This is a genomic window from Thermogemmatispora sp. (genome assembly GCF_042408735.1).
Classification (GTDB): domain Bacteria; phylum Chloroflexota; class Ktedonobacteria; order Ktedonobacterales; family Ktedonobacteraceae; genus Thermogemmatispora.
The window spans coordinates 1-21,229 of the sequence record NZ_JBHOQV010000017.1 but is presented as its reverse complement, the minus strand read 5'-3'; the positions used below and the strand labels follow the sequence as shown (position 1 = coordinate 21,229).

Here is a 21,229-nt window from a genome sequence, read left to right as displayed (position 1 = left end):
TGACTCATTCAGCCAGCGTCAGGCTCAGGCCCGCTCGCGCTCCAGCATGGTCGCCGCCAGCCAGAGGCTTACCCGGTAGAGTAGGCCGATCAGCAGAAGCCCTAGCCCCAACTGCAACAGCAGTTGCGTCGGAAGGCCACCGGGCAAGGCGCTCAGCTCATTCTGCAGGAGGGCGCTGCCCAGGAAGAGCGGCAGCTCAAGCAGCAACAACACTCCTCCTATGACCAGCGTGCTGAGCTGGTCGTCGGACGAATAAGGGAAGAGGATGCCAAGCAGAAAGCAGAGCGGCGCCAGCAGCAAGGCGGGCAGCAACCACTGCAGCAGCAAGGCAGGCAGGCCGGCGGCCAGGACCAGCACGAGCGCCGCCAGCAGCCAGCTCAGCTCAGTGAGCGCCAGGCATGTCCAGAATTTGCCGGCCCATAGCCGTCGCAGTTCCAGCGGCGTCACCGTCAACAGGCGATAGGCTACTCGATCGCGTCCCCAGGAAGTTTGACTGACACTGACAAGTCCCAGGAGCAGGACGCCCAGGGCCAGCACCGCTATCGCCAGGCAGACGAGCGGCTGCGTTGCCCGTGTTAGCCAGATACCGACCAGGGCGGCCAGCCAGAGACCAATCAGAAGCACCCATCCAACGATCAGATGCTGATCGCGACAGATGCTTTTGAGTTCGTAGACGCAGGCCGACAGGAAGAGCGAGGGGCCAAAGGGCAGCCGGCGCAAGGGAACCCATTGCCCGCGTGTGCCCGTTGTCAGACGCTGGTAGCGATCCAACATAAAGGCGTAGAGTCCTCCCGCCAGGAGCGTGACCAACGTGAGCAGTCCCGCGCCAAGGAGAGGGGAACCCAGGCCCGGTTCCAGGATCAGGGTCATCCAGTAGGATGGCGCCAGGGCCAGTAAACCGATCTGGTGCGCCAGGAGGGCCGGCCCGAGCAGCATTTCGGGTACCGTCAAGAGCACTATTCCCAGGGCGCAGCTCAGACCCAGGGTGCTGATGCGCAGGCCCTGACGCTCCACTCCGAAGAGGCGCGCCGCCCCGTAGAGCACAACCTGGTGAAAGGCCAGCGTCAGGGCGTTATAGCACAGCAGGCCAAGCAGAAAGGTCAGCCCAAGCTGCAGCGGCGTGATCAGTCCCGCCTGGACCAGGGCCAGCAGTCCCGGCAACCAAAATACTCCCTGAATCAAGAGCAAGGGAAATAGAGCGGGCAGGAGCAGCCCGATACCTATCTGCATCGACGAGATCGGCAGGGGCGCTAATAGCCGCCGAAGCAGCGTATCTTCGGGCGATATCAGCAAAACCAGCGTTAGAATCAGGAAGACCATCAGCCCAAAGAAGCTGAAGAACCCCACCAGCAAGAGCGGCGCCAGAGCTTGCAGCTGCGGCCCGGCCAGCACCAGGCTTGTCACACGAGCAAAGAGGGTGTAGTTCAGCAGGCCCAGACAGAGCAACAGGGCCAACCCCAACGGGAAAAGCAGCCAGAGGATTGGGGTGCGGCGCAGGAGTTGCCCCAGCCAATGGCGCCAGGTTCGCAGGACCAGGCTAGAAATTTGCCAGGACACGATCGACCGCCTCCTCCTGTCCTTCTAGACCGAGAGCCTTCAAGAAAGCTTCCTCGAGATTCGCGACTGCGTACTGCGCCAGCAGGGCCGGTGGCTTGCCCTGGGCCAGAACACGGCCCTCATGCAAGAGGATCACTATATCGCAGAGGTCCTGAGCCATCAGCAGATCATGGGTTGAGACGAGAATGCCCACCTCGCGCTCGCGCAGCTTGCGCAGCAGACGCTTGATGAGAATGGCCATCTCGGGATCGAGTCCCGAGAGCGGCTCATCGAGCAATAGGAGACGAGGCTGATGCACCAGCGCCGCAATGAACTGCAGCTTCTTGCGCTGACCATGGGAATAGGTCTCGAGCAAGTGCCGCGCCTTCTCTTCCAGGCGCAGCAGGGTCAGATATTCCTGAGCCATGCGCCATTGCTCTTCTGAGAGGCCGTAGATACGGCGCAAGAATTGGAGATACTCCAGACCGGTGAGATGATTGATCACTTCCTGGGAATCGGGGACGAAACCGAAGAGACGCTTTTTGTGGGCCGGAATGCGCTGCAGCGGCTCGCCGTCAAGAATAATCGTGCCGGCGTTGGGCGGCAGGAGACCAACGAGCATCGAGAGTAAGGTTGTCTTTCCAGCTCCGTTGGGGCCCAGCAGGCCCACGATCTGCCCGCGGGGGACGCTGAATGAGACGGCATTGACCGCCGTCAGGGGACCAAAGCGCCGGGTGAGCTGGCGCACTTCAAGCAAGGTTGACTGCATCCGTTGCTGTCTTCCTCCTGGCTGAGAAACCTGGGAAGCGCAAGCACTTCGTCACACTGCGCCACAATCGGCGAGCCTGGAGTGTCGGCTTTTCCCTCTCGCGTCGCTTCATTACCTCTCTTGCTCATTCCGCTGCGCCTGATAAGCTCCTCGCCGACCATAGCCGCTGCGCGCTCCATCTCTCTCGTCTCGTGGACACACTGACTGTCGTACTCGCTCATTCACTAATACTAGGAACGCCTCTCACATGGTTTTTTACAATCAGCATTCAGAGCTATTCATGAGCGATCTGCGACTGACGTCGACTTCATTGTACCAGAGATAGGATCATTTATGAGCCAGGGATGATACTCCAGTCCAAGCTCTGTTTTCTGGCAATCGTGTCTATATTCATCTCTATCCTGGCAGATTGACATCGAAGAGCTTATATTCTATAATCCAACGCAGGTTGTCTGGTTAGACTAAAGAGGCAATACAGGAGGACCTTCGGCAACGCTGTTGGAGGGATTCATGGGTCAGGAATTTAGCCAGAAGCAGGAAGCGAACGAGGCCTTGAGGCATGCCCGCGAGGAACGCGGCTGGACCCGTGAGCAGCTCGCCGCATTGCTTGGAACGAATGCCTTTACAATTTATCGCTGGGAGAGCGGGCGGGCCAGGCCGGGACCCTACTTTCGGCAGAAGCTGTCTGCGGTCTTCGGCTGTGAGCCTGCGGCTCTTGGTCTGTTCGGTGTGCGGCCCAGGCGGGCAGGGAATTTGCCTGGCGTTTCGCTCGCTGTGACTGGCGCGGCGCCTCAGCCTCTGCCTCCTGTTCCGCTGCAGGGGCGTGAGGCTCTACTTGAGCGGCTGCGGAACTTGCTCTGCTGTGAGTCGCCCCCGACAGATATCGCCCTCTACGGCCTGCCGGGGAGTGGCAAAACCGCCCTCGCCTGTGCCCTCAGCCGGGATCGGCAGATCCAGCAGCACTTCTGCGACGGGGTGCTGTGGGTCTCGCTGGGAGAGTCTCCCGACATCGATGGGCTGCTTCTTCGCTGGAGCAGCCACCTTGCTCCTCTGGGCCTCTCTTCTTCTCCTCCTCCTCCTTCTTCCCGGCCTTCACAGCTCGCAGCCCGCTCTGGCAGAGCGGGCCACCAATCATTACCCACTGTCAGCACCCGCCCTCGTTTGCTGCTGATCATCGACGATGTCTGGGAGCATGAGACGGCTCTGCGCTTTCGTCTGGGCGCCGCGGGCAGCGTCCATCTCTTTACAACTCGTTCACCTCGTTTAGCAGCTCGGCTGGCCCCACACCAGATTGTCTACGTGCCTCCGCTTGAAGCAGTGCCAGCCCTGGAACTGCTGCGCCTGCTTGCTCCCCAGGCCATCGGCCAGGAGCCAGCCCTGGCCAGGCGCCTGAGCGAATCTGCCGGCGGCCTACCTCTGGCTCTGCAGCTCATAGGCACCTATCTTTACGAGGAGTCGCTGTACGAGCAGCCGCGCCGCATTCGGGCCGCCTTTCAGCAGCTTCTGGACCATCCCTTACGCTGGTTCTCTCTCTCGCTGCCAGGCCAAGAAAGCTCGGGCTTGCTGGGAGAGACGCTGCAACGCAGCCTGGCTCGCCTGTCCTCGGCAGCCCTAACCCTGATCCACTCTCTGGCAGTTTTTCCTCCTCAACCTGCCAGCTTCAGCGAAGAGGCCGCTGCCGCCGTAGGCCAGCTCGATCCAGCCACCTTCGCCAGTGCCATCGACCAGCTCTGCGACAGTGGTCTGGTCACCTGCCAGTCCGCACGCTACCATCTCCACCCAGTGATCCGGGCTTTCCTGCGCCTCGTCCGGCGGCAGGAGCTTATGACCGCCGAGCAGGCCCTGGTTGGCTATTATGCTGCGCTGGTCAGGGAGCAGTTCAGCGCCGGCGCCTCGCTAGCACCCATTGAGAGTGAGAACGTGCAGACCGCCCTGCAGTTGGCCAGACAGCATGCCCTCCTCGAGGAGCAACGTTTCCTTGAAGCGGCTGCCAACGCTCTCGCCGGGGCAATATGAGCATGAGCACCTGGACCTGGCGAGAGCTGTCAGCCGAAGGGCCAGAGGAAACCAGAACGGGACAACCCTGGAGGGCTGTCCCGCTTCCTGTGACCGTGGATCGGCCCACTGGTGCAACAGCGCACTTAGACCGTCAGGACCTGGCACTTGTCAGAACCGCAGGAGGAGGCCAGGGACCGGGCAGCGGTCCTGTGCTCTTCCGCAATCAGCCTGGCGGCCCCCGCTTGCAGCACCTCCAGGGCTTCCCGCAGCGCTCGCTGCCGCTGCCGACGCGCCTGCCAGGCCGCCATACTCAGCCGGACCTCCCAGGCAAGCGCTACCAGGGCCAGCAGCAGTGTCACGCTGAGTACGGGGATTGCCACCTCCATGATCACGAGCTGTTCGGGGCAGGGCATCTCAGGAACCTCCTTTGAGCGTCAAGTAGACAATGAAAGTAGCGGCTACCAGGGCAACGAGTACCCCTACAGCTCCCACTAGCTGCCCGGTGCGCTCCTGCCCCGGCGGCAGACGCCACACTCGTAGCCAGAGGACCACATCGCTGATCAGCAATGTCAGGAAGCAGAGAAGAGCAAAAACTCGTAAAAGCACGGTTGGTTCCTCTCTACGAGAGTCGAAACGGCCCATCCACAACCGATGGCCAGCGAGCGGCCGCAGAGCCTCTCCCTCCAGCCACGGCCAGTATCGAGCAAGGTCAACAAGCGGTACTCACCCACACGACTGGAGAACCGACAAGGCTGGTTTCATTCAAATAGGCCCCCGCCCCATTACACTGGCTGTCAGCCCAGAAGAGCCAGGCGCTATAGATCACAAGTACGCCTGCAATAGTTCCAGCAACCGGAGCACAAGGGCCACAGAGAGCAGCAACGATGCCAGCCAGCGCAGCACCACCAGTAAGACCAGAGGCTATGTCATAGACAAGGCAATGATTGAGATAAAAGGAGTATCCCCACCAGTTGATATACTCCCTGAATTGAGGCTGGCACCCTGCAGCCGGAGAAACCGCCGTTGCAGGATGGGCACCTCCTGACGACCGCTTGACAGCTAGTGGCAAGGCATTATATCGGCTCACGGCTTGCTGGACTTGAGCAAGGATCTGGGAACTGACGACGTGAGCAAGCGCAGGATCAATGGAAGCAGTATAGTTCACTACGTGCACATAGGGCAAAGCCTCTTTCACCCACTCAGGTATCGCGTTGATCACGCTTCCAGAAGCCGCAGCGTTCTTCGCTTCCTGCTTGCTGGCGGCCCGGGCATGAGCAGATCCAGTCGGTGCCAGCGCCAGGCCCAGGACAAAGACGATAGCCAATGCGCTTAGAAAGTAGAGACGACCTCTCTGCAGCATCTTGCCTGACTCCTTTCAGCTACTCATAGATTCATTCCTTCGTCCTTCACATCTCGCCAGATGTAGGTATGAAGGACGTCTGAGTCAAGGATGCCAGATGCTCAGCAGCAGTGCCAGCACTTTACTAGTCTTTTGGCTAGTCTTCTTCTCCAACATACGCTGCGTCTCTCCTTATCAGGCCAGAAGCGCCCGCCCAGTCAGCCGCCTCTCCAAATCACCAGTCCTGACCACAACAACGATGCCTCCCCTGCCTTGCCACTGATGCCCAGGAGGACTACGGGCGGGGGAAGCAAAACTCTGTCTGAAGTAGCCTGCAGGTCACAGCAGCATAGAGATAAGGGCAGAGGGCGCCAGCCTACTCCAGTGCTCGTCGAACAACGAGCGTAAGTACGACTGTGCCCCAGGCCAGAGATTCGCTTAGTCTCGCGTCCTCTCGACCTGCGTAGACGATGGCTCTCGCAGTCTGGCAGTTTCTTGCCGGAGGATCTGACTCATCCGCTGGGCAAAGGTATCCAGGAAGGCAAGTTCCTCGGTGGTGTATTGCCCCAGGAGGTGAGTCACGGCTTTATCGAGTGGAGCGAAGAGGTGGGTAACCTCCTCAATGCGGTCTGGAAGTGGCCGCACCAGGATTTTGCGGCGATCGTTGGGGTCCCTCTCGCGTCGCACAAATCCAGCTTCTTCGAGTCGATCAAGGATCGCTGTGACCGCCGCAGTGGTGAGGCCCGTCAATTCGGCTAAGCGACCTGGTGTCAACTGCCTTCCTTCGCGCGCCAGATCCAGGCACTTCAGGTCGGTCATATTCAAACCAAGACGGCTTGCGACCGCCTGGTGAAACATGAGCGTATACGCGCTCAGCTCACGCCCAAAATGTTCTTTGACAGCCTGCTCAAGGCGAGCACGTTCGCTTGACAAGGGTGGCTTCTCCCTGCTATACTTCGAATGTTTGATATCTAGAAAATCTAGATATCAAGCGATCAAATTACCAGGCTCTAGTATAGCACAGGAGCCGGGCAGGTGACAGAAGGAAGATCCGCGAGGGTCCTGGTCAATGCTGGTCTGGTCAGCGTTGGCGAGCAGCCTCCCTCACGATCTATCGTAGCGATGCTCAGCTTCCCACAGGGAAGGAAACACTTCCATGTCTTCTGATAAACTGCGAGCCGAAGAAACGCTCCAGATTCCCGTTCTGATTGTCGGTGGTTCGCTAGTTGGACTCTCCTTGTCACTCTTTTTGAGCTGGCGAGGCGTCGCATCGCTGGTAGTGGAGAGGCATCCAGAGCTGGCGCGCTTACCTCGCGCTCGGGCGCTCAACCCGCGGGCGATGGAACTTTTCCGCTGGCCAGGCCTGGAGGAGACTATCCGTGCCGCTCAATCGCCTATCGCTGGCAATACAGAGATAGTGCGCGTCGAGTCGCTGGCCGGGCGCGAGCTGATGCGGATCAACGAGGGAGGGCCGTCGAGCATGACAGCCGTCTCTCCCACCACCTGGTGTCTCATCGATCAGGATCATCTCGAACCCATTCTTTACGCCCAGGCAAAGCTCCTAGGTGGTGACATCCGCCTTAATACTGAGTTAGTGGCTTTTACCCAGGACGAGAGCGGCGTATCGGCCACTATCGTCGAGCGAACCACAGGGAAAGAGCGGCACGTGCGTGCACGCTATCTGATCGCCGCTGATGGAGCCAACAGTCAGGTCCGTCGGATGCTCGGGATTACGACCCAAGGGCCAGGAAGCATCGCTCATGTGATGACCATCTTGTTCGAGGCGGATCTGCGCGAGGCCCTGCGGGGACGCAGGATTATGCTCTGCTATGTCAATAACCCTGCTCTTCCCGATGGGCAGGGAATGCTGATGCCAATCGATAACCAGAGGCTGTGGAGCTTCAATACGGCCTTCCATCCTGAACGCGGGGAGCGGCGCGAGGACCTGAGCGATGAACGCTGTATTGAGCTGATTCGCCTTGCGGTGGGCATCCCTGATCTGGCCGTCAAGATCCTGCCAGCCTACCCCTGGGATCCAGTCAAGGTCAACATCTGGGAGCTGGCAGCACAATGGGCCTCACACTATCACAAAGGTCGAGTCTTTCTGGCAGGAGATGCCGCCCATACGACTCTGCCGAGCGGCTCACTGGGGGCCGGAGCCGGCATTGAGGATGCCTTTAATCTCGCCTGGAAGCTGGCACTCGTGCTGGCCGGCAAAGCCGGTTCCGCCCTACTGGAGTCCTATGAGGAGGAACGTCTCCCTATTGGGACACTGACCGTCGAGCAGACGCTGCACCGCTTTTTCTCTCGTACGGGCAGTCAGGAGAGTACCCTGGTGGATGATGCTTCCCTGATCTTCGGCTTTCGCTACCGCAGCGGAGCGCTGGTGCCTGAACCAGGATCGGAGACTGCTCCACTTACCCAACACCCCAGTACCCTCAGTGGTGAAGCAGGAACGCGCGCCCCACAGGTGATCCTGGAGCGCAATGGCTCTCGACTCTCAAGCATCGATCTGTTCGGAAAAGGCTGGGTCCTGCTCACTGTCGCTCCTCCCGCCGGCTGGGAAGAGGCAGTACAGCGCCGATGGAATAGGCTGCCCCTGCTAATCTGCCCCATCGGCCCAGAAGAGAGTCTCAGAGATGTCGATGGCTCGTTTCTCAAAGCCTACAGCATCGGAAAGATCGGGGCTGTCCTCGTACGCCCAGACGGCGTCGTAGCCTGGCGCACAACTGGTCCTGGTGCCCAAACAGGGCCGGAGCTGGAGCGGGTTCTGAGACATCTACTGAGTCTTCGTTGAGCTAAGGATCCCGCCACTACCGCGAGATCACGCCTGCCGGCGGCGAAGGAGACGATCGTCGCTGGCAGGCCGCAAATACGGCCCTTTGCTCATCGAGAGAGAGCCAGGCCACATGCTCTTCCATAAAGGCAGAGCAGGCCACTCAGATGGCTCCGCAACCCTAGAGACCGATCGGGCCAGGATGAAAAGGGACATGGAGACAAGAGGACTAAGGAGGATCTGGCGCATCAAAGCAAAGAGAAGCGGAGTCAGCGATCAAGCGCTGACCGCGAGGCCAGGTTTCCAGGGCGCGAGCCGATGACTGTCTGCCAGATCCCCAAAGCCAGCCTGAGCGTCGAAGAGAGCGGCCCAGCCTGGACCTGCAAGCTGGCTTGGCTTGACTTGACTTATGGCTCCCAACCAGCCTGCAGGCGCAGCTCACCTGGCTCCGAGCCAGCCGGGCCAGCACTATCTACCTCGGACGACTGCCCGTGCCCATCTGCCCCAGACTGCCCTTCCCCCGCGCCTGGCGCCGACTCCAGCGAGACTGGCGGCAGCCCCACTTCGCGCGCACTCAGAGCTGGGTCAGTCGGGCTGTCGGTAGGGCCACTGAGCTGCAAACGCCCTCCACGCTGGCGCTGACGATAATCGATCCAGACGATCAGCGCCACCATAATTACTACCACCAGCAGAATACTCATGAACTTAAAAAGATGAGCATTTTGGCGATTAGCGATATCCAGTGACAGGATCGACAGACCGGCAGCCAGCAACCCGAAGGCCAGGGTCACCCCGTAGAAGAGATAACAGATCTGTTTGACCGTCAGGCCGGCCGCCATCAGGCGATGGTGCAGATGGGTCTTATCGTAGTGCCAGGGACGCTGGCCGTGGCGGATACGATTGATCGCCACCACCGCAACATCAAGGATGGGCACCCCGAGCAGCATCAAGGCCAGGGCTAGCTTCGCCCCACCGATCGTTGACATCACCGCCAGCCCCAGACCCAGGAACATCGCTCCCGTATCTCCCATAAAGATGCGGGCCGGATTCCAATTGTGCGGCAAAAAGCCGAGCACAGCGCCAGTAAAAATCGCCGCCAGGACCGCAATGCTTTCCTGATGGAAGACCCAACTAATCAAGGCCGTAAACAGACCAGTGATCCCCACCACACCTGCCGCCAGCCCATCAACCCCGTCGATCAGATTGACCGTATTCATCATCCCTACCATCCAGAACCAGGTAAAGCAGAGAGCAGGGATAGCCGCCAGCGTAATCGCATTATCATGCACGCCGAGATAAACCAGACCAGGCGCAAAAGGATTATTGAACGAGAAGAGGAAGATCCCATGAAAGCGGCCCTCCCAGGGAGCGAGCATAATCGCCGCCGCCACCGTCTGAGCCAGCAACTTGATCAGGGGTTTTAAACCGATCAGATCATCAATAAGGTGGACCGTTACCAAGAGCAGGGAAGCTAGCAAGAAGAGCCAATAGACCGTGCTCTCCATATACAGAGAAGTAGGGATGTTGCGCGCCGGGGTATAGAAGAGCAAGGAAGCCACCACAAACGAGAGGAAAATGGCTACACCGCCCAAACGGGGAACCGGAACCGTATGCACTCGGCGTTCCGAAGGATAGTCGAGCCAACCCATGCGTAGACAGAGGGCCCGCACCGCAAAGGTCAGCAGATAGGTCAGGACAAAAGCCGCAATGCCTCCGAGCAAGGGCAGCGCCAGCGGAGGAAGCCAGGAAGCCACGGGCAGAAGCGCCGCCACAGTCAACTGCAAGTCACCGGCCTGGACCATGTACCGTCTCCTGTGAGGGCCGTTCACCGCCCCTCACCGTATTCTTCATCTGCCTCTCCGTCATCCTGGCTGGCCGCTCCGCCACCACCACTCTGGAGAGGCCCAACCAGGGACGTAGCGGTAGTCCGATTATACGGACTCCCTCAAAAGGAACGCAACGAGTTCCCCGATTTATACTAGTCTAGAATGGGGGGAGCAAGAAGAATAGGGCCTCTCCTGCCAGGCTCTTCCCTAAGCTGCGCGCCTCTGCTGAATCTCCCCAGGCCCGGGCCCGGCGGCGGGTTCCTCCTCGCGCTACGCTGAGTCGCCCGCAGCCAGAAGCCCCCCTTAGAAGGACAGGACGAGGAGACGCTCCTGACCGGCGTAATCTCGTCGACAGGTCAGCTTCAGCATGGGCCAGAGCTGGCGCACCAAGGCTTCAAGCGCCTCACGCTGCCGATAGCCGATCTCCAGCAAAACCGTGGCCCCCTCCTTGAGGACGGGACGCTCACGGAGCTGCAGGAGCAGACGCTCAAGAAGAGCTAAACCGCGGGGGCCAGCAAACAGGGCCTCCGGCGGCTCAAAATCCCGTACATCCGGGGCAAGCAGCTCCCGCTCTTCGGTGCCCACATAGGGAAGGTTGGCCACCAGCAGATCAACCGGCTCGGGCAACGGCCCGGCCAGGTCCCCCTGCAGCAGGCGCACCCGCTGAGCGACCCCATGGCGCTGGCAGTTGACCCGCGCCACTTCCAGGGCCGCTGCCGAGCAGTCACAGGCATACAGGTAGGGCAAACGCGGCTCGTTGACGGCCAGGGCAACGGCAATGGCGCCCGAACCAGTGCCGATATCGGCCAGAAGCGGCACCTCGCCACGGCTCAGGCGCTCGCGCGTCTCGGTCAGGGCCTCCTCTACCAGCAGCTCTGTTTCGGGGCGCGGGATAAGCACACGCCGATCGACAAGCAGGTCCAACCCGAAAAACTCCTTGTGACCGAGCAGATAGGCCACCGGCTCGCCACGCCGCCGTCGCTCCAGCAAAGCTATCAAGCGCCGCCTCTCCTCCTCGCTCAGCTCCCGCTCAGGATGGGCGAAGAGGGCGGCTCGCTCTACTCCCAGAACATGGCCGAGCAAGACCTGGACATCGCGTCCCGCTTCCTGCGCCTCACGGCCCGCCTCCTGTAAGCAGCGTCGCCCCCATTCCAGGGCCTCCTTCACGGTCATAGCCGTTCTCCCATAACACTTCTTGACTGGTCCCGCACTCCGCCACAGAGAGCTGGCCTCAGCTCCTCTCTCCCGCTACTCCTCATCGAGGGGACGACGCCCCTGAAAGCCCGCATCGAGCGGATGCCAGTACTTGATGCGCTCTTCTCCCAAACGCCAGCACAGATAGACCTCGCGCCCATCACGCAAGCTCAAAAAATCAATGAGACCCATATCGGGATCTTTCAACTCACAACCCAACTCGCTCAGTTGAGCCAGCGCCTCCTGCAGGCGCTGCAGATGGAGCACCTGAGCACGCTGGATCTCCATCATGGTCTCGTTGATGTCGTGACCATTCTTGATGATGCGCAGCCGAACAGCATGAGCACGCTCCTCCCCCTCCCTGAGCTTGCTGCGCTGCTCCTGAATACGGCGCAGGATCGGCGCGACCACTGGCAGCAGGGCCTCGGCCTCCTCGCGCGTAAAATAGTGAGGCATCCCAACCCTCCTTCCTTTGCTTCGACGGTCACAGGTCCCGTCTGTCCCTCTCTGACCCGTTCATCCGTTTCTGCGGCTAGCGACCTGCAGAGGGGGTAAGCGTCCCAGTGGGCTGCGGCCGCGGGGTCAGCGTCGGCGTCACCAGCGGAGAAGCCGTCGGCTGCGGGGTCGACGATGATCCCGCCAGCTGAATGCTTAGATCATCGAAGGTCTTGAAGACCATCACCTGCCCACCGCTATCATAATAATCGCCTTTCACCACATCCCCTGGCTGCACCAGCGGCAACTTCGGCGAAAGCGAGAGGTTGGCCGTGAAAATATACGGCTGGCCGGCCAGTTGCAGGTAAAAGACAGTATTTGATCCTTCCTGGACCGAAGAGATGCGCAGCACGCGGGCGACCACGCTCTTGACGACCCCACTGGTCGGGCGATTGGCAGCGCTCGCCTGCTGCGTCAGCCACTGCTGATAGGCCTGCAGGGCGCCGCTCAGTGTGGTATCGTACTGGACATTGCTGCCATTGAGGTTGCGCGCGTCCACAATGCCTACCGCCTGAAAGATGCTGCCGCTGCTGACATGCTGGACAAAAATGGCAACCCAGGTCGGCTCTCCATAGAGTTGATAGAGCTGAACGCTATCGACGTCGTAGCTGCGCAGATTGGCTCGCGTCGACTGAATAGTGTTCTCGACATTGCTGCCAATGCCGATGCCGGTCAACGGATAGAAGGTGCCCCGATTGGCGTGCGTGTCAAAGAGAACAATGCCAGTGCTGGAATTGTCGTTGAGCGAGGAGGAGGTCATCGGCACCAGCCAAACTGGCTGGTCAACACTGTTGTAGAGGAGCTGAGGCTCGCTGGCCGGCACCTGCTGATTGGCCCCCGACGGGTTGAACCAGGGGGCAGCATGGTAGAGTCCCCACCACTGCAGATACTGCGTGACGGTCGCGGCCGGCATGACGCGATCTACCCAGCCCGGCACATCCTGGGGACGATAGCGCGTAATCTGACCGGTATGGGCGTCGACCAGCAAGACTTCGCTGAGCACGTCCCCACTGTAGCCCCGCGAAGGCTGCAGCAAAGAGATGGTCCAGTAGGGATGATAGTGGTCATCCAGCTCTAGCGTTGGATCAACCAGGCGCCCATAGGTGTAGCCGCTCAGATAGACATGACGCAGCAGGTCCTGATTGAGCAAGGCGCCCGGTAGATAGGCCAGCGTCTTATCTCCTCCCGTCATGAGCCTCGGCGTGGCCTCTGGGTTCTCGGCGTCGACGACCACGAAGCCAGGAGTGTAGGGGTTGGAGAGGTTGACGAAGATGTTGTTGTAGCTCAGCGGGGCCACATAGTAGAGATGGTGGTTGATCGACTGCAGCGTGTAGCTGCTGGGATCAAGATTATAGGTCGACCCCAGATTCTGACCGGTGGACCCCAGGATCTGCTGGCCCTCGTAGGCCGCGACACCCTGGCTGACCAGTACAATGTGATTGGGATCTGTCGGCGGCAGCGTTGGCGAATTGGCCGTTTTCAGCTGAGGGATGGCCGCCAGCGCTTTGGCATTGCCGTCAAACCAGGTAGTGAAGACGACGATGAGTCCCGAGACCAGCAGGCCGACTACCCCCACAACCACCAGCCCAAAGAGGCCAGCCGCCACACTGGCCCGCGAGATCATCCGGCTCCGCCCCTGGCTTTCTTCCAATCCACTCCCTTGCCCTCGTCCCCCCGACCTGCGCCTCCCCGCTCCCTCCGGCTCCTCCTCTCTGGCTCCCAGAATGGGACGCAAGAGGGATAAGAGATTGGCCAGACTGCTGATGGCCAGTGGCCAGAGCACCCACTGCCAGCCCCCCAGCGGTCCAGTCAGGGCCGGTAGTTCAAAATAGACCAGCAGAAAGCAAAAGAGAACATTGAAGAGAAAATAGCCCCCGAACCAGCGCAGGAAGCCGCGGACCTCAAACGGTTCCCGCCGGCCAAATCCCAGACGCCCCACCGTCAGTATCGCCATGACAATCAGCGCGCCGCAGATTGCCAGAAAGATCGTGATCATCGCTCGCTCCCTCCTGCCTCGGCCTCCGATAGGAGATGGGATAGGCTTTCTTTCCTTTTGTGAAGGGCTAGCCATTGGTCGGCCAGGTAAGGCCAGGCTCCATGTCAGCCTGGAGCGGAGCCAGCCCGGTCGCAGCCAGCGCGCCCGCTGGCCTCCTTCCTGTCGATCGCCCCAGGCTTCTGCAATTCGCCTCCGCCTTCACAGGCCAGCCCCTCGTCAGAACAGGCGCCCCTCTATTGTAGTGGCTGGTCGGATAAAGCACAACACCTGGCCCATCAAGGCAACGGGCAGCACTCCCCAAGCTGGTCCGCCGGCGGCTCAGGGAATTTTCCCCTGGGCGAGACTGTTGTTAGTGTTGTAACATACCCACAGAAGGAAAGAAGAGGCCAGCCAACAAATGCCTATCCGGCATTATCAGGCAATAAGGAGTCAAGTAGCATGAGTCTGTTCAAACGACAGACCTCCGACACAGCCACCAACGCCGCCGCCAAAGAGGAGGCCAGGCAGGATCGGCTACCGCCCGGCCAGTATCTGACCAAGAAATGGCCAGTGCTGAGCTATGAGCGCACGCCGAGTTTTCCGCCCGATTGGCGGCTCAAGATCACCGGTGAGGTTGAACATCCCTTTGAACTGACCTGGGAAGAATTTCTCGCGCTGCCACGGGTGACCATTACAACCGACATCCACTGTGTCACCACCTGGAGCCGCTTCGATAACACCTGGGAAGGTGTCCATATCCGCGAGATTCTCAAACGGGCCCGTCCGCTGCCAACGGCCAAGTATGTCATGGCCCACTCCTGGACCGGCTACACGACGAACATGCCACTGTCCAGCCTGGATGACGATGACGTCCTGATCGCCCTTAAGCACGACGGCAAGGACCTGGAGCCGGACCACGGTGGTCCTGTCCGCCTGGTCGTGCCCAAGCTCTACTTTTACAAGAGCGCGAAGTGGCTCGACGGGCTGGAGTTCATGGCCGAGGATCGGCCAGGATTCTGGGAGATGCGCGGCTACCATAACCGCGGCAACCCCTGGGAAGAAGAGCGCTACTGGTAGATAGGGGAGCCTCCGCTGAGGCTCTGCCGACAACAGCAGGTGGAGCGCCGGCTGGCTCGTCTCGCGACTGTCCTGCCAGTGCGCTCACGAGCCAGCTAGCCAGAAAAGGCCTTCCTGACCACGGTCGGACAGCGCCGACAGCGAGAGGCCCCCGGCGCTCCACCAATCCCTCTCGCGCTAGGAACGATTCTGGCGAACCAGGGAGATAATCACGCTGATCAGACTATAGAGCGAGTCGGAAGCTCCGTAGAGGCAGCGCTTGACAGCTTTACCGCGCGGATTAAGCTTGCCGCCGCCGGCTCCACCAGGTCTGAGGTGACCCTCGAACTCCAGCGGATATTTCTCATCGCTGCCCCAATGCAGTTCGGGGAAGGAGCGAATGGCCACCTCGGACGTATAGTCCCCGCAGGCCACCAGGGTCGCCGGCGAGAAGACCCGAAAGCGCCACTCCGGCTCCACCCTCTCCATCAAGAGCAGCTCATCCAGCTTTTGGATGCTCTCAAAAGAGCCGTCCAGTTCAAGACCAAGCGTAGTCCGGGCCACCTCGCTGAGCACGCGCATATTATATGCCGCGATAGTGGTCTCCTTTCCATGAGGAGCACGCGGGTCGCCCTGCTCAACGCGACGATTCAGCTCCTCCTGGAGGGAGCGATAGCCCTGATCCAGCTCCCAACTCAGCGGAAAGGCCAGTGCCCATCCCAAAGGATCGGGGACAAACCCCCTCTCCTGCAGCGCCTCCTGATGGGGCGAGGGCAATACCTCCTCTCTCTGACAACAGATGCGCAGCAAGATTCCTCTGGGCAGGCCAGCATCATAGGGCAAATCCTCCGTCACCGCATAGCGCTGAGCGTCTTCGATCACATCGTCCAGAGCCTTCACGAAGGTCTCCCCATCGTCCTGCTGCGGCTCATAGTACACGCGGTTGATGATCCAACCCTTTTCCTCAGTAGAAATCAGCATATGGGGCCCAAATGGCATAGGGTCCTCCTTTAGACGAGATAGCCAACCCATGCCAGGAGAGAAAGAGGGGAGGCTCCATACAGGATGGACCCGGCTCCTCAAGTGCCTGGAAGGAACGCAAGAAAGGATAGCGCCGTGTACTTGCGCGCCCTCTTATTCTAGACCAGAAAAGAGCAGCAGACAAGAGAGGGAAAGGGAACACGGCAGCAGAAGAAGAAGACAGGTCTTGCCCCTGCTGCCGTGCTGGCCACGGCTCGGGCAGGCAAGCGGGCCAACTCAGCGCTCCAGGGTTGTCTTGCTGTTGCGCTCGCCATCGTAAGAGAGCAGAATGCGCTTGCCATCGTAGACCGTTTCCAGGTGCACGGGGCGTCCCCAGAGCTGATAGACATGCTGAAGCGTCTTCTCGGCGTAGACCAGGTCGAGGTCCTGGCCCTCATGCAAATGGCGCAGATACAGCTCGCGATTGCCGCGATAGTCGCCATCGTCGACAACGATATAGGGGAAGCCAAAGTTGGTCATACTGGCCACGATGCCATCGCGGACCTTCTCCCAGTTCTTTTCCACGATCACCCACTCATCGCCTTCCTTTTTATACAGGTAGAGATCCAGCTCCTCGACCAGCTCCTTGGTCAGATAGTTGCGCAAAAACGAGACATCGTTATCCAGCTCGCGCACCTCGAAGATCTTTTGGCGGCCCATGCCTGGTTTGCGTCCCAGGCGCTCCTGCTCCTCCTTTGTCGGCTGGTCCCAGCGACGTTCAATATCCTCGAAGATCTTGTACCCCAGGTAGTAGGGATTGAGAGACGTGCGCGAAGGCGAGAGGACACTGGCATGCATGCGGGCGAACTCCAGCGCCTCAGCATCGGAGATCAGCCCGCGGTCGGCCATCTCGCGCATGATGCGCGAGTGCCAGATCGAGGCCCAGCCCTCATTCATGACCTTCGTTTGCATCTGTGGCACAAAGTATAAGAACTCCTGGCGCACAATCTCGATGACATCGCGCTGCCACGGCTCCAGAATGGGCGAGTGGCGGATCAAAAAGAGCAAGAGATCCTTCTGGGGCTTCTCGGGGAACTTAGGAGGGCGCCCACGCCGGCGCTCACGCTCCTCCTCCGCGCGGCGCTCCCGCTCCTCGCGGTCCAGCTCCCAGAGGTCGTCATACTCCGTTGAAGGCCGAGTGCGCGTCTCCTCGTGCCGCCACTGCGGCTCGTCCTCATCCTCCTCGCCCTTCAAGAAGAGGTGGTAATCGACATGTTCCTGAATCGAGAGCACGGCGTCGAGGAAGCGCTCCACCTCCAGCTTGCCGTGATCGAACTCATACTTCGCGATCCGCTCCGCGTTCAGGCTGGCGCGTTCGATCATGCGGCGTGACGTATGCTGGAAGTAGACATTATTTTTAAAGAAGTCGGTATGGCCGAAGACATGCGCCGCCACAAAAGTATTCTGGAGCAGATCGTTCATCTCCATCAGGAAGGCGTAGCTGGGGTTTGTGTTGACCACCATCTCGTAGATCTTGCTCAGCCCCAGGTCGTAGAGCATCTTTTGCCGATAGTAGGCCTTCCCGTGGGTCCAGTGGCTGAAGCGGCCCGGCAGGCTGTAGGAAGCGAACTCGTACATGATGGTTGCCGGGACCAGCTCGAAATGAGTCGGGAAGGGGTCCAGCCCGAACTCATGAGCAATATCCCAGGCATAGCCGATGCGATCACGCAGGCGCTCCAGATCGGTATCCGCCATAGGCATCTCTCCCTTGCTTTATCTGCCCGCAGGCACAGCATCGCCACGGCGCGCGAAGAACTTGCGCAGCGCCGGATAGACCTCCTTCTTATCGGAGATCGTCACCGCCACAAACTTCTTATCCGTAATGCGGCTATAGGCCGACATCAGCGTACTTGGGGAACGATAGTGGCCCTCGCGGATCTCGCCGTAGCCGAAGATATTGCACAGCTCGATGAGTTGCTGCACCAACTGCACGCAGCGATCGTTGTCCCAGGGGAGATTATCGCCATCTGAGAAGTGGAAGGGGTAGATATTCCAATCGTGGGGATTGAAGCGCTCCTTAATAATTTGCAGCGCCAGCTCATAAGCCGACGAGACCTGAGTGCCGCCGCTCTCGCCCTTATGGAAAAACTCCTCTTCCGTGACCTCCTTGGCCTCGGTGTGGTGGCTGATAAAGACAATGTGCACGTTGTTATACTTTGTGCGCAGGAAGCGTACCATCCAGAAGTAGAAGCTTCTGGCGATATACTTCTCGAACTCCCCCATCGAGCCGGAGACATCCATCATGGCGATCACGACGGCGTTCGACTCATAGCGGATCGTCGGCTCCCAGACCTTGAAGCGCAGGTCCTCATTCTTGATATCCTTAAAGCGTGGCTCGCCCTTGGCGGCGTTGCGCTTCATATTCTCCAGAATGGTACGCTTCTTATCGAGATTCGTCAGCGGGCCATGTTTACGGATATCGGTGAAGCGCACGGCATCGGTCTGCAGCTCCTGCTGGCGCTTCTGCTCCAGGTTGGGCAGCTCCAGATCTTCGAAGATCAGCTCGGAGAGTTCTTCCATGCTGATCTCGGCCTCGTAGTAGTCGTAACCAGGATCCTTGCCGGCCTCGCCCTTCTTGCCGCGGCCCGCGCGCGGCTCCTGAGCGATCACATCGCCGACCCGGCTCTTGCCATCGCCCTGGCCGGCATGGGCCTGGCGCCCTGGATCGTAGCGGAAGCGATATTCCTCTAGCGAGCGAATGGGCACGCGAACAGTCTTTTTGCCATCGGAGAGAATAATGCTCTCCTCGCTGACAATCTCCTGCAGATTCTTCTTGATAGCCTCGCGGATCTTCTCCTTGTGGCGCTCCTGATCGATCTGCCCCTTGCGGTGCAGCGACCAATCGTGCTGCGAGACGGACATAGCGCACACTCCTTCCTGGCCGGAAGCGGAAGCGGAAAAGAGAGCAGGGGATGAACCAGAGCGCGGCCTCCAGGCCGCCTGGCCGCGTCCCATGGGAGGCTCCCACGGGACCCTGGTTGGCCCCGGACGGTCCGACAGTCGCCATTGCTTGCCTGCTTGCTTGCTCGCTTGCTCTTGCGCGCGGCCACCGCCAACCTGAGTCGGCAGGGCGGGGCAAGCGCTGGCGGCGGCTGGCCGGTTCACCCCCTGCGAACGGTGGTCTAGCGATTCAACAGGCTTCCAACGTAGCGCAAGATCTCATTGGCGCAGATATGGCAGTAACCATGCTCCGTCACCAGGCGATCAACCACCTCATTGATCTTGCGCCGCTGCTCCTTGTCGGGCGTGCGCGTCGAAGTTGTGATCTTGACGACATCGCGCAGATCGGCAAAGAGCTTCTTCTCGATGGCCTCCTTGAGTCGCTCGTGGCTGGTATAGTCAAAGGTCAGCCCTTTGCGCGCCAGCGACGAGATGCGGATCAGAATCTCCTCGCGGAAGGCCCGCTTCGCGTTCTCCGTAATGCCGATCTGCTCTTCGATCGAGCGCATCAGCTGCTCATCAGGATCGATCTCCTCATCGGTGATGGGATCGCGCAGCTTGGTCTTGTTGCAGTAGGCTTCGACGTTGTCGAGGTAGTTATTGAGCAGCGTGCGCGCCGCCTCCTCGTAGGAGTAGACGAAGGCCCGCTGCACTTCTTTCTTGGCCAGCTCGTCGTACTCTTTACGCGCCTCACTGATAAAGTTGAGGTAGCGCTCACGTTCCTCGCGCGTGATGCTCGTATGCTGATCCAGGCCATCGCGCAAGGCCCGCAGGGCATCGATGGGATTGATGCAGGCCACGTTCTGGCGCACCAGAGCGTTCGAGAGGCGGTTAATGACGTAACGCGGCGAAATGCCATCCATTCCCTCGCGCTGGGCCTCTTCCTGCAGCTCGCGGACATCCTTCTGCTTGAAGTCCTCGATGTCCTCGCCGTCGTAGAGGCGCAACTTCTTCATCAGGCTCATGCCGGCCTTCTTCGAAGGTTCCAGGCGCGTCAGAACGGCAAAAATGCTGGCGATGCGCAGGGTGTAGGGGGCAATATGCACGTTGCGCAGGGCGCTCTGCTTGAGGAGCTTTTCGTAGATCTTGATTTCATCGGAGACGCGCAGGTTGTAGGGCACCTTGACCAGAATGATGCGGTCCTGCAGCGCCTCGGACTTCTTGTTCCCGACGAAGGCCTGATACTCGTGCTCATTGGTATGGCTGACCACCACCTCGTCGGCGTAGATCATGCTGAAGCGGCCCGTCTTGATGTTCTGCTCCTGACTGAGGGTGAGCAGCACATACAGGAACTTCTCATCGACTTTGAGCATCTCGATGAATTCCATCAGGCCGCGGTTGGCAACATTCAGCTCGCCATCGAAGCGGTAGGCGCGGGGATCACTCTCGACACCGACCTCCCCGATCGTCGAGAGGTCGATGCCCCCCACCAGCTCGCTAATGTCCTGGCTCTTGGGGTCGGACGGGGTAAAGGTGCCGATGCCGATGCGATACTTCTCGCTGAAGGCGATGCGCTGGACGGGCACATCCTCGATGCGCCCGTGATACTCGTTGTCGAGCATGTAGCGACAGCGCGGGCACAGATCGCCCTCGATGTAGAGGCCGAACTCCTTCTCGATATCGGGGCGCAGCTCCTGGGGGATGAGATGCAGAGGTTCCTCATGCATCGGGCAACCTTTGATCGCGTAGACGGCGCCGGCCTCGGTGCGCGTGTAGGCTTCCAGGCCCCGCTTGAGCAACTGCACAATGGTCGACTTGCCGCCTCCGACCGGCCCCATCAGCAGCAGGATGCGCTTGCGCACCTCCAGGCGCTGGGCTGCCGAATGAAAGTAGTCGACGATCTGCTGCAGCGCCTTCTCGATGCCGAAAATCTCCTGGCTGAAGAAGTTGTACCGCAGTTCGCCGTTGCGCGTAGTCTCGACCCCCGCCTCCATGATCATGTCGTAAATGCGCTCATGCGAGAGGCGGGCGACTTTCGGCCTCTTACACGCGATCTCAAAGTACTGGGCGAACGTCCCCTCCCACGCAAGTGCTCGCTCTCGGTCCCGATATTCCTCTAACCGCTTCACCAGGTCCATAGGTTACCCTTTCTTCTTCTGTCTGCTAGGCTGCCGGCTGGCCCTTCAGGCGGGACGCTTCGCCGCAGACCACCGCCGGCGGGACGGGAAGAACGCTTACTGACCGTTACACCGGGTGTACGCCTTTGCCGAGGTTCCTTTCCTTCTATGCCTGCTATGACTACAATGACTGCTGCTCCTTCCGGCGCGAAAAACAGGTAAACTATGATATCAAAGGGCTGGTTTTC

The 21,229-nt window shown here is 59.9% G+C and carries 17 protein-coding genes; 3 read left to right on the top strand and 14 right to left on the bottom strand.

Annotated elements, in window-relative coordinates:
- Window positions 1-24: 24 nt before the first annotated feature.
- Window positions 25-1,557 (bottom strand): hypothetical protein, encoded by a 1,533-nt coding sequence (locus tag ACFMO7_RS01425; protein ID WP_376793756.1) that lies wholly within the window; start codon window positions 1,555-1,557, stop codon window positions 25-27.
- Window positions 1,538-2,305 (bottom strand): ABC transporter ATP-binding protein, encoded by a 768-nt coding sequence (locus ACFMO7_RS01420; RefSeq protein ID WP_376793755.1) that lies wholly within the window; start codon window positions 2,303-2,305, stop codon window positions 1,538-1,540. Before ACFMO7_RS01420 ends, ACFMO7_RS01425 begins: the two co-directional genes overlap by 20 nt.
- A gap of 510 nt (window positions 2,306-2,815) precedes the next feature.
- On the opposite strand from ACFMO7_RS01420, the gene ACFMO7_RS01415 reads away from it, so the two are divergent.
- On the top strand, window positions 2,816-4,321 hold the full coding sequence (locus ACFMO7_RS01415) for an NB-ARC domain-containing protein (protein ID WP_376793754.1): 1,506 nt from the start codon (window positions 2,816-2,818) through the stop codon (window positions 4,319-4,321).
- A 125-nt stretch (window positions 4,322-4,446) separates the two neighbouring features.
- Here ACFMO7_RS01415 and ACFMO7_RS01410 read toward each other — a convergent pair whose 3' ends face one another.
- From ACFMO7_RS01410 to ACFMO7_RS01395, 4 genes are all read right to left on the bottom strand, one after another.
- On the bottom strand, window positions 4,447-4,716 hold the full coding sequence (locus ACFMO7_RS01410) for a hypothetical protein (RefSeq protein ID WP_376793753.1): 270 nt from the start codon (window positions 4,714-4,716) through the stop codon (window positions 4,447-4,449).
- Window position 4,717: 1 nt separating this feature from the next.
- A complete protein-coding gene (locus ACFMO7_RS01405) occupies window positions 4,718-4,909 on the bottom strand; it encodes a hypothetical protein (protein WP_376793752.1) in 192 nt (63 codons plus the stop codon).
- A gap of 103 nt (window positions 4,910-5,012) precedes the next feature.
- Window positions 5,013-5,663: a hypothetical protein gene (locus tag ACFMO7_RS01400; protein ID WP_376793751.1), complete on the bottom strand. Its 651-nt coding sequence runs from the start codon at window positions 5,661-5,663 to the stop codon at window positions 5,013-5,015.
- Window positions 5,664-6,080: 417 nt separating this feature from the next.
- Window positions 6,081-6,575: a MarR family winged helix-turn-helix transcriptional regulator gene (locus ACFMO7_RS01395; RefSeq protein ID WP_376793750.1), complete on the bottom strand. Its 495-nt coding sequence runs from the start codon at window positions 6,573-6,575 to the stop codon at window positions 6,081-6,083.
- Between the two features lie 223 nt (window positions 6,576-6,798).
- Between ACFMO7_RS01395 and ACFMO7_RS01390 the strand changes: the two genes are divergently transcribed.
- Window positions 6,799-8,439 (top strand): FAD-dependent monooxygenase, encoded by a 1,641-nt coding sequence (locus ACFMO7_RS01390; protein ID WP_376793749.1) that lies wholly within the window; start codon window positions 6,799-6,801, stop codon window positions 8,437-8,439.
- A gap of 386 nt (window positions 8,440-8,825) precedes the next feature.
- Here the strand turns inward: ACFMO7_RS01390 and ACFMO7_RS01385 are convergent, their stop codons facing one another.
- The 4 genes from ACFMO7_RS01385 to ACFMO7_RS01370 all read right to left on the bottom strand — a co-directional run bounded on the left by ACFMO7_RS01385 (window position 8,826) and on the right by ACFMO7_RS01370 (window position 13,929).
- The gene (locus tag ACFMO7_RS01385) at window positions 8,826-10,220 is read right to left on the bottom strand and encodes a glycosyltransferase family 4 protein (protein WP_376793748.1); all 1,395 of its coding nucleotides are present in this window, start codon (window positions 10,218-10,220) and stop codon (window positions 8,826-8,828) included.
- Between the two features lie 327 nt (window positions 10,221-10,547).
- Window positions 10,548-11,417, bottom strand: coding sequence for a peptide chain release factor N(5)-glutamine methyltransferase (gene prmC, locus ACFMO7_RS01380; protein WP_376793747.1), 870 nt, complete (start codon window positions 11,415-11,417; stop codon window positions 10,548-10,550).
- A gap of 75 nt (window positions 11,418-11,492) precedes the next feature.
- Window positions 11,493-11,894, bottom strand: a complete 402-nt coding sequence (locus tag ACFMO7_RS01375; protein WP_376793746.1) for a DUF2203 domain-containing protein — start codon at window positions 11,892-11,894, stop codon at window positions 11,493-11,495.
- A 76-nt stretch (window positions 11,895-11,970) separates the two neighbouring features.
- Window positions 11,971-13,929: a hypothetical protein gene (locus ACFMO7_RS01370; RefSeq protein ID WP_376793745.1), complete on the bottom strand. Its 1,959-nt coding sequence runs from the start codon at window positions 13,927-13,929 to the stop codon at window positions 11,971-11,973.
- Between the two features lie 438 nt (window positions 13,930-14,367).
- Between ACFMO7_RS01370 and ACFMO7_RS01365 the strand changes: the two genes are divergently transcribed.
- The gene (locus ACFMO7_RS01365; RefSeq protein ID WP_376793744.1) at window positions 14,368-14,985 is read left to right on the top strand and encodes a sulfite oxidase-like oxidoreductase; all 618 of its coding nucleotides are present in this window, start codon (window positions 14,368-14,370) and stop codon (window positions 14,983-14,985) included.
- Window positions 14,986-15,162: 177 nt separating this feature from the next.
- Here ACFMO7_RS01365 and ACFMO7_RS01360 read toward each other — a convergent pair whose 3' ends face one another.
- The 4 genes from ACFMO7_RS01360 to ACFMO7_RS01345 all read right to left on the bottom strand — a co-directional run bounded on the left by ACFMO7_RS01360 (window position 15,163) and on the right by ACFMO7_RS01345 (window position 21,002).
- Entirely contained in the window at window positions 15,163-15,963 is an 801-nt protein-coding gene (locus ACFMO7_RS01360; RefSeq protein WP_376793743.1) for a hypothetical protein, read from the bottom strand.
- 258 nt (window positions 15,964-16,221) lie between these two features.
- Complete coding sequence (locus ACFMO7_RS01355) at window positions 16,222-17,679, bottom strand: SpoVR family protein (RefSeq protein WP_376793742.1); 1,458 nt, start codon at window positions 17,677-17,679, stop codon at window positions 16,222-16,224.
- A gap of 18 nt (window positions 17,680-17,697) precedes the next feature.
- Complete coding sequence (gene yhbH / locus ACFMO7_RS01350; protein WP_376793741.1) at window positions 17,698-18,846, bottom strand: sporulation protein YhbH; 1,149 nt, start codon at window positions 18,844-18,846, stop codon at window positions 17,698-17,700.
- A 260-nt stretch (window positions 18,847-19,106) separates the two neighbouring features.
- On the bottom strand, window positions 19,107-21,002 hold the full coding sequence (locus ACFMO7_RS01345; RefSeq protein ID WP_376793740.1) for a PrkA family serine protein kinase: 1,896 nt from the start codon (window positions 21,000-21,002) through the stop codon (window positions 19,107-19,109).
- Window positions 21,003-21,229 lie beyond the last annotated feature (227 nt).

What these genes read in the sequence shown, in the direction of transcription:
- ACFMO7_RS01420 (WP_376793755.1), bottom strand. Translation starts at nt 2,305, where the DNA reads ATGCAGTCAACCTTGCTTGAAGTGCGCCAGCTCACCCGGCGCTTTGGT.
- ACFMO7_RS01415 (WP_376793754.1), top strand. Translation starts at nt 2,816, where the DNA reads ATGGGTCAGGAATTTAGCCAGAAGCAGGAAGCGAACGAGGCCTTGAGG.
- ACFMO7_RS01410 (WP_376793753.1), bottom strand. Translation starts at nt 4,716, where the DNA reads ATGCCCTGCCCCGAACAGCTCGTGATCATGGAGGTGGCAATCCCCGTA.
- ACFMO7_RS01400 (WP_376793751.1), bottom strand. Translation starts at nt 5,663, where the DNA reads ATGCTGCAGAGAGGTCGTCTCTACTTTCTAAGCGCATTGGCTATCGTC.
- ACFMO7_RS01390 (WP_376793749.1), top strand. Translation starts at nt 6,799, where the DNA reads ATGTCTTCTGATAAACTGCGAGCCGAAGAAACGCTCCAGATTCCCGTT.
- ACFMO7_RS01385 (WP_376793748.1), bottom strand. Translation starts at nt 10,220, where the DNA reads ATGGTCCAGGCCGGTGACTTGCAGTTGACTGTGGCGGCGCTTCTGCCC.
- prmC (WP_376793747.1), bottom strand. Translation starts at nt 11,417, where the DNA reads ATGACCGTGAAGGAGGCCCTGGAATGGGGGCGACGCTGCTTACAGGAG.
- ACFMO7_RS01375 (WP_376793746.1), bottom strand. Translation starts at nt 11,894, where the DNA reads ATGCCTCACTATTTTACGCGCGAGGAGGCCGAGGCCCTGCTGCCAGTG.
- ACFMO7_RS01370 (WP_376793745.1), bottom strand. Translation starts at nt 13,929, where the DNA reads ATGATCACGATCTTTCTGGCAATCTGCGGCGCGCTGATTGTCATGGCG.
- ACFMO7_RS01365 (WP_376793744.1), top strand. Translation starts at nt 14,368, where the DNA reads ATGAGTCTGTTCAAACGACAGACCTCCGACACAGCCACCAACGCCGCC.
- ACFMO7_RS01360 (WP_376793743.1), bottom strand. Translation starts at nt 15,963, where the DNA reads ATGCCATTTGGGCCCCATATGCTGATTTCTACTGAGGAAAAGGGTTGG.
- ACFMO7_RS01355 (WP_376793742.1), bottom strand. Translation starts at nt 17,679, where the DNA reads ATGGCGGATACCGATCTGGAGCGCCTGCGTGATCGCATCGGCTATGCC.
- yhbH (WP_376793741.1), bottom strand. Translation starts at nt 18,846, where the DNA reads ATGTCCGTCTCGCAGCACGATTGGTCGCTGCACCGCAAGGGGCAGATC.
- ACFMO7_RS01345 (WP_376793740.1), bottom strand. Translation starts at nt 21,002, where the DNA reads ATGGACCTGGTGAAGCGGTTAGAGGAATATCGGGACCGAGAGCGAGCA.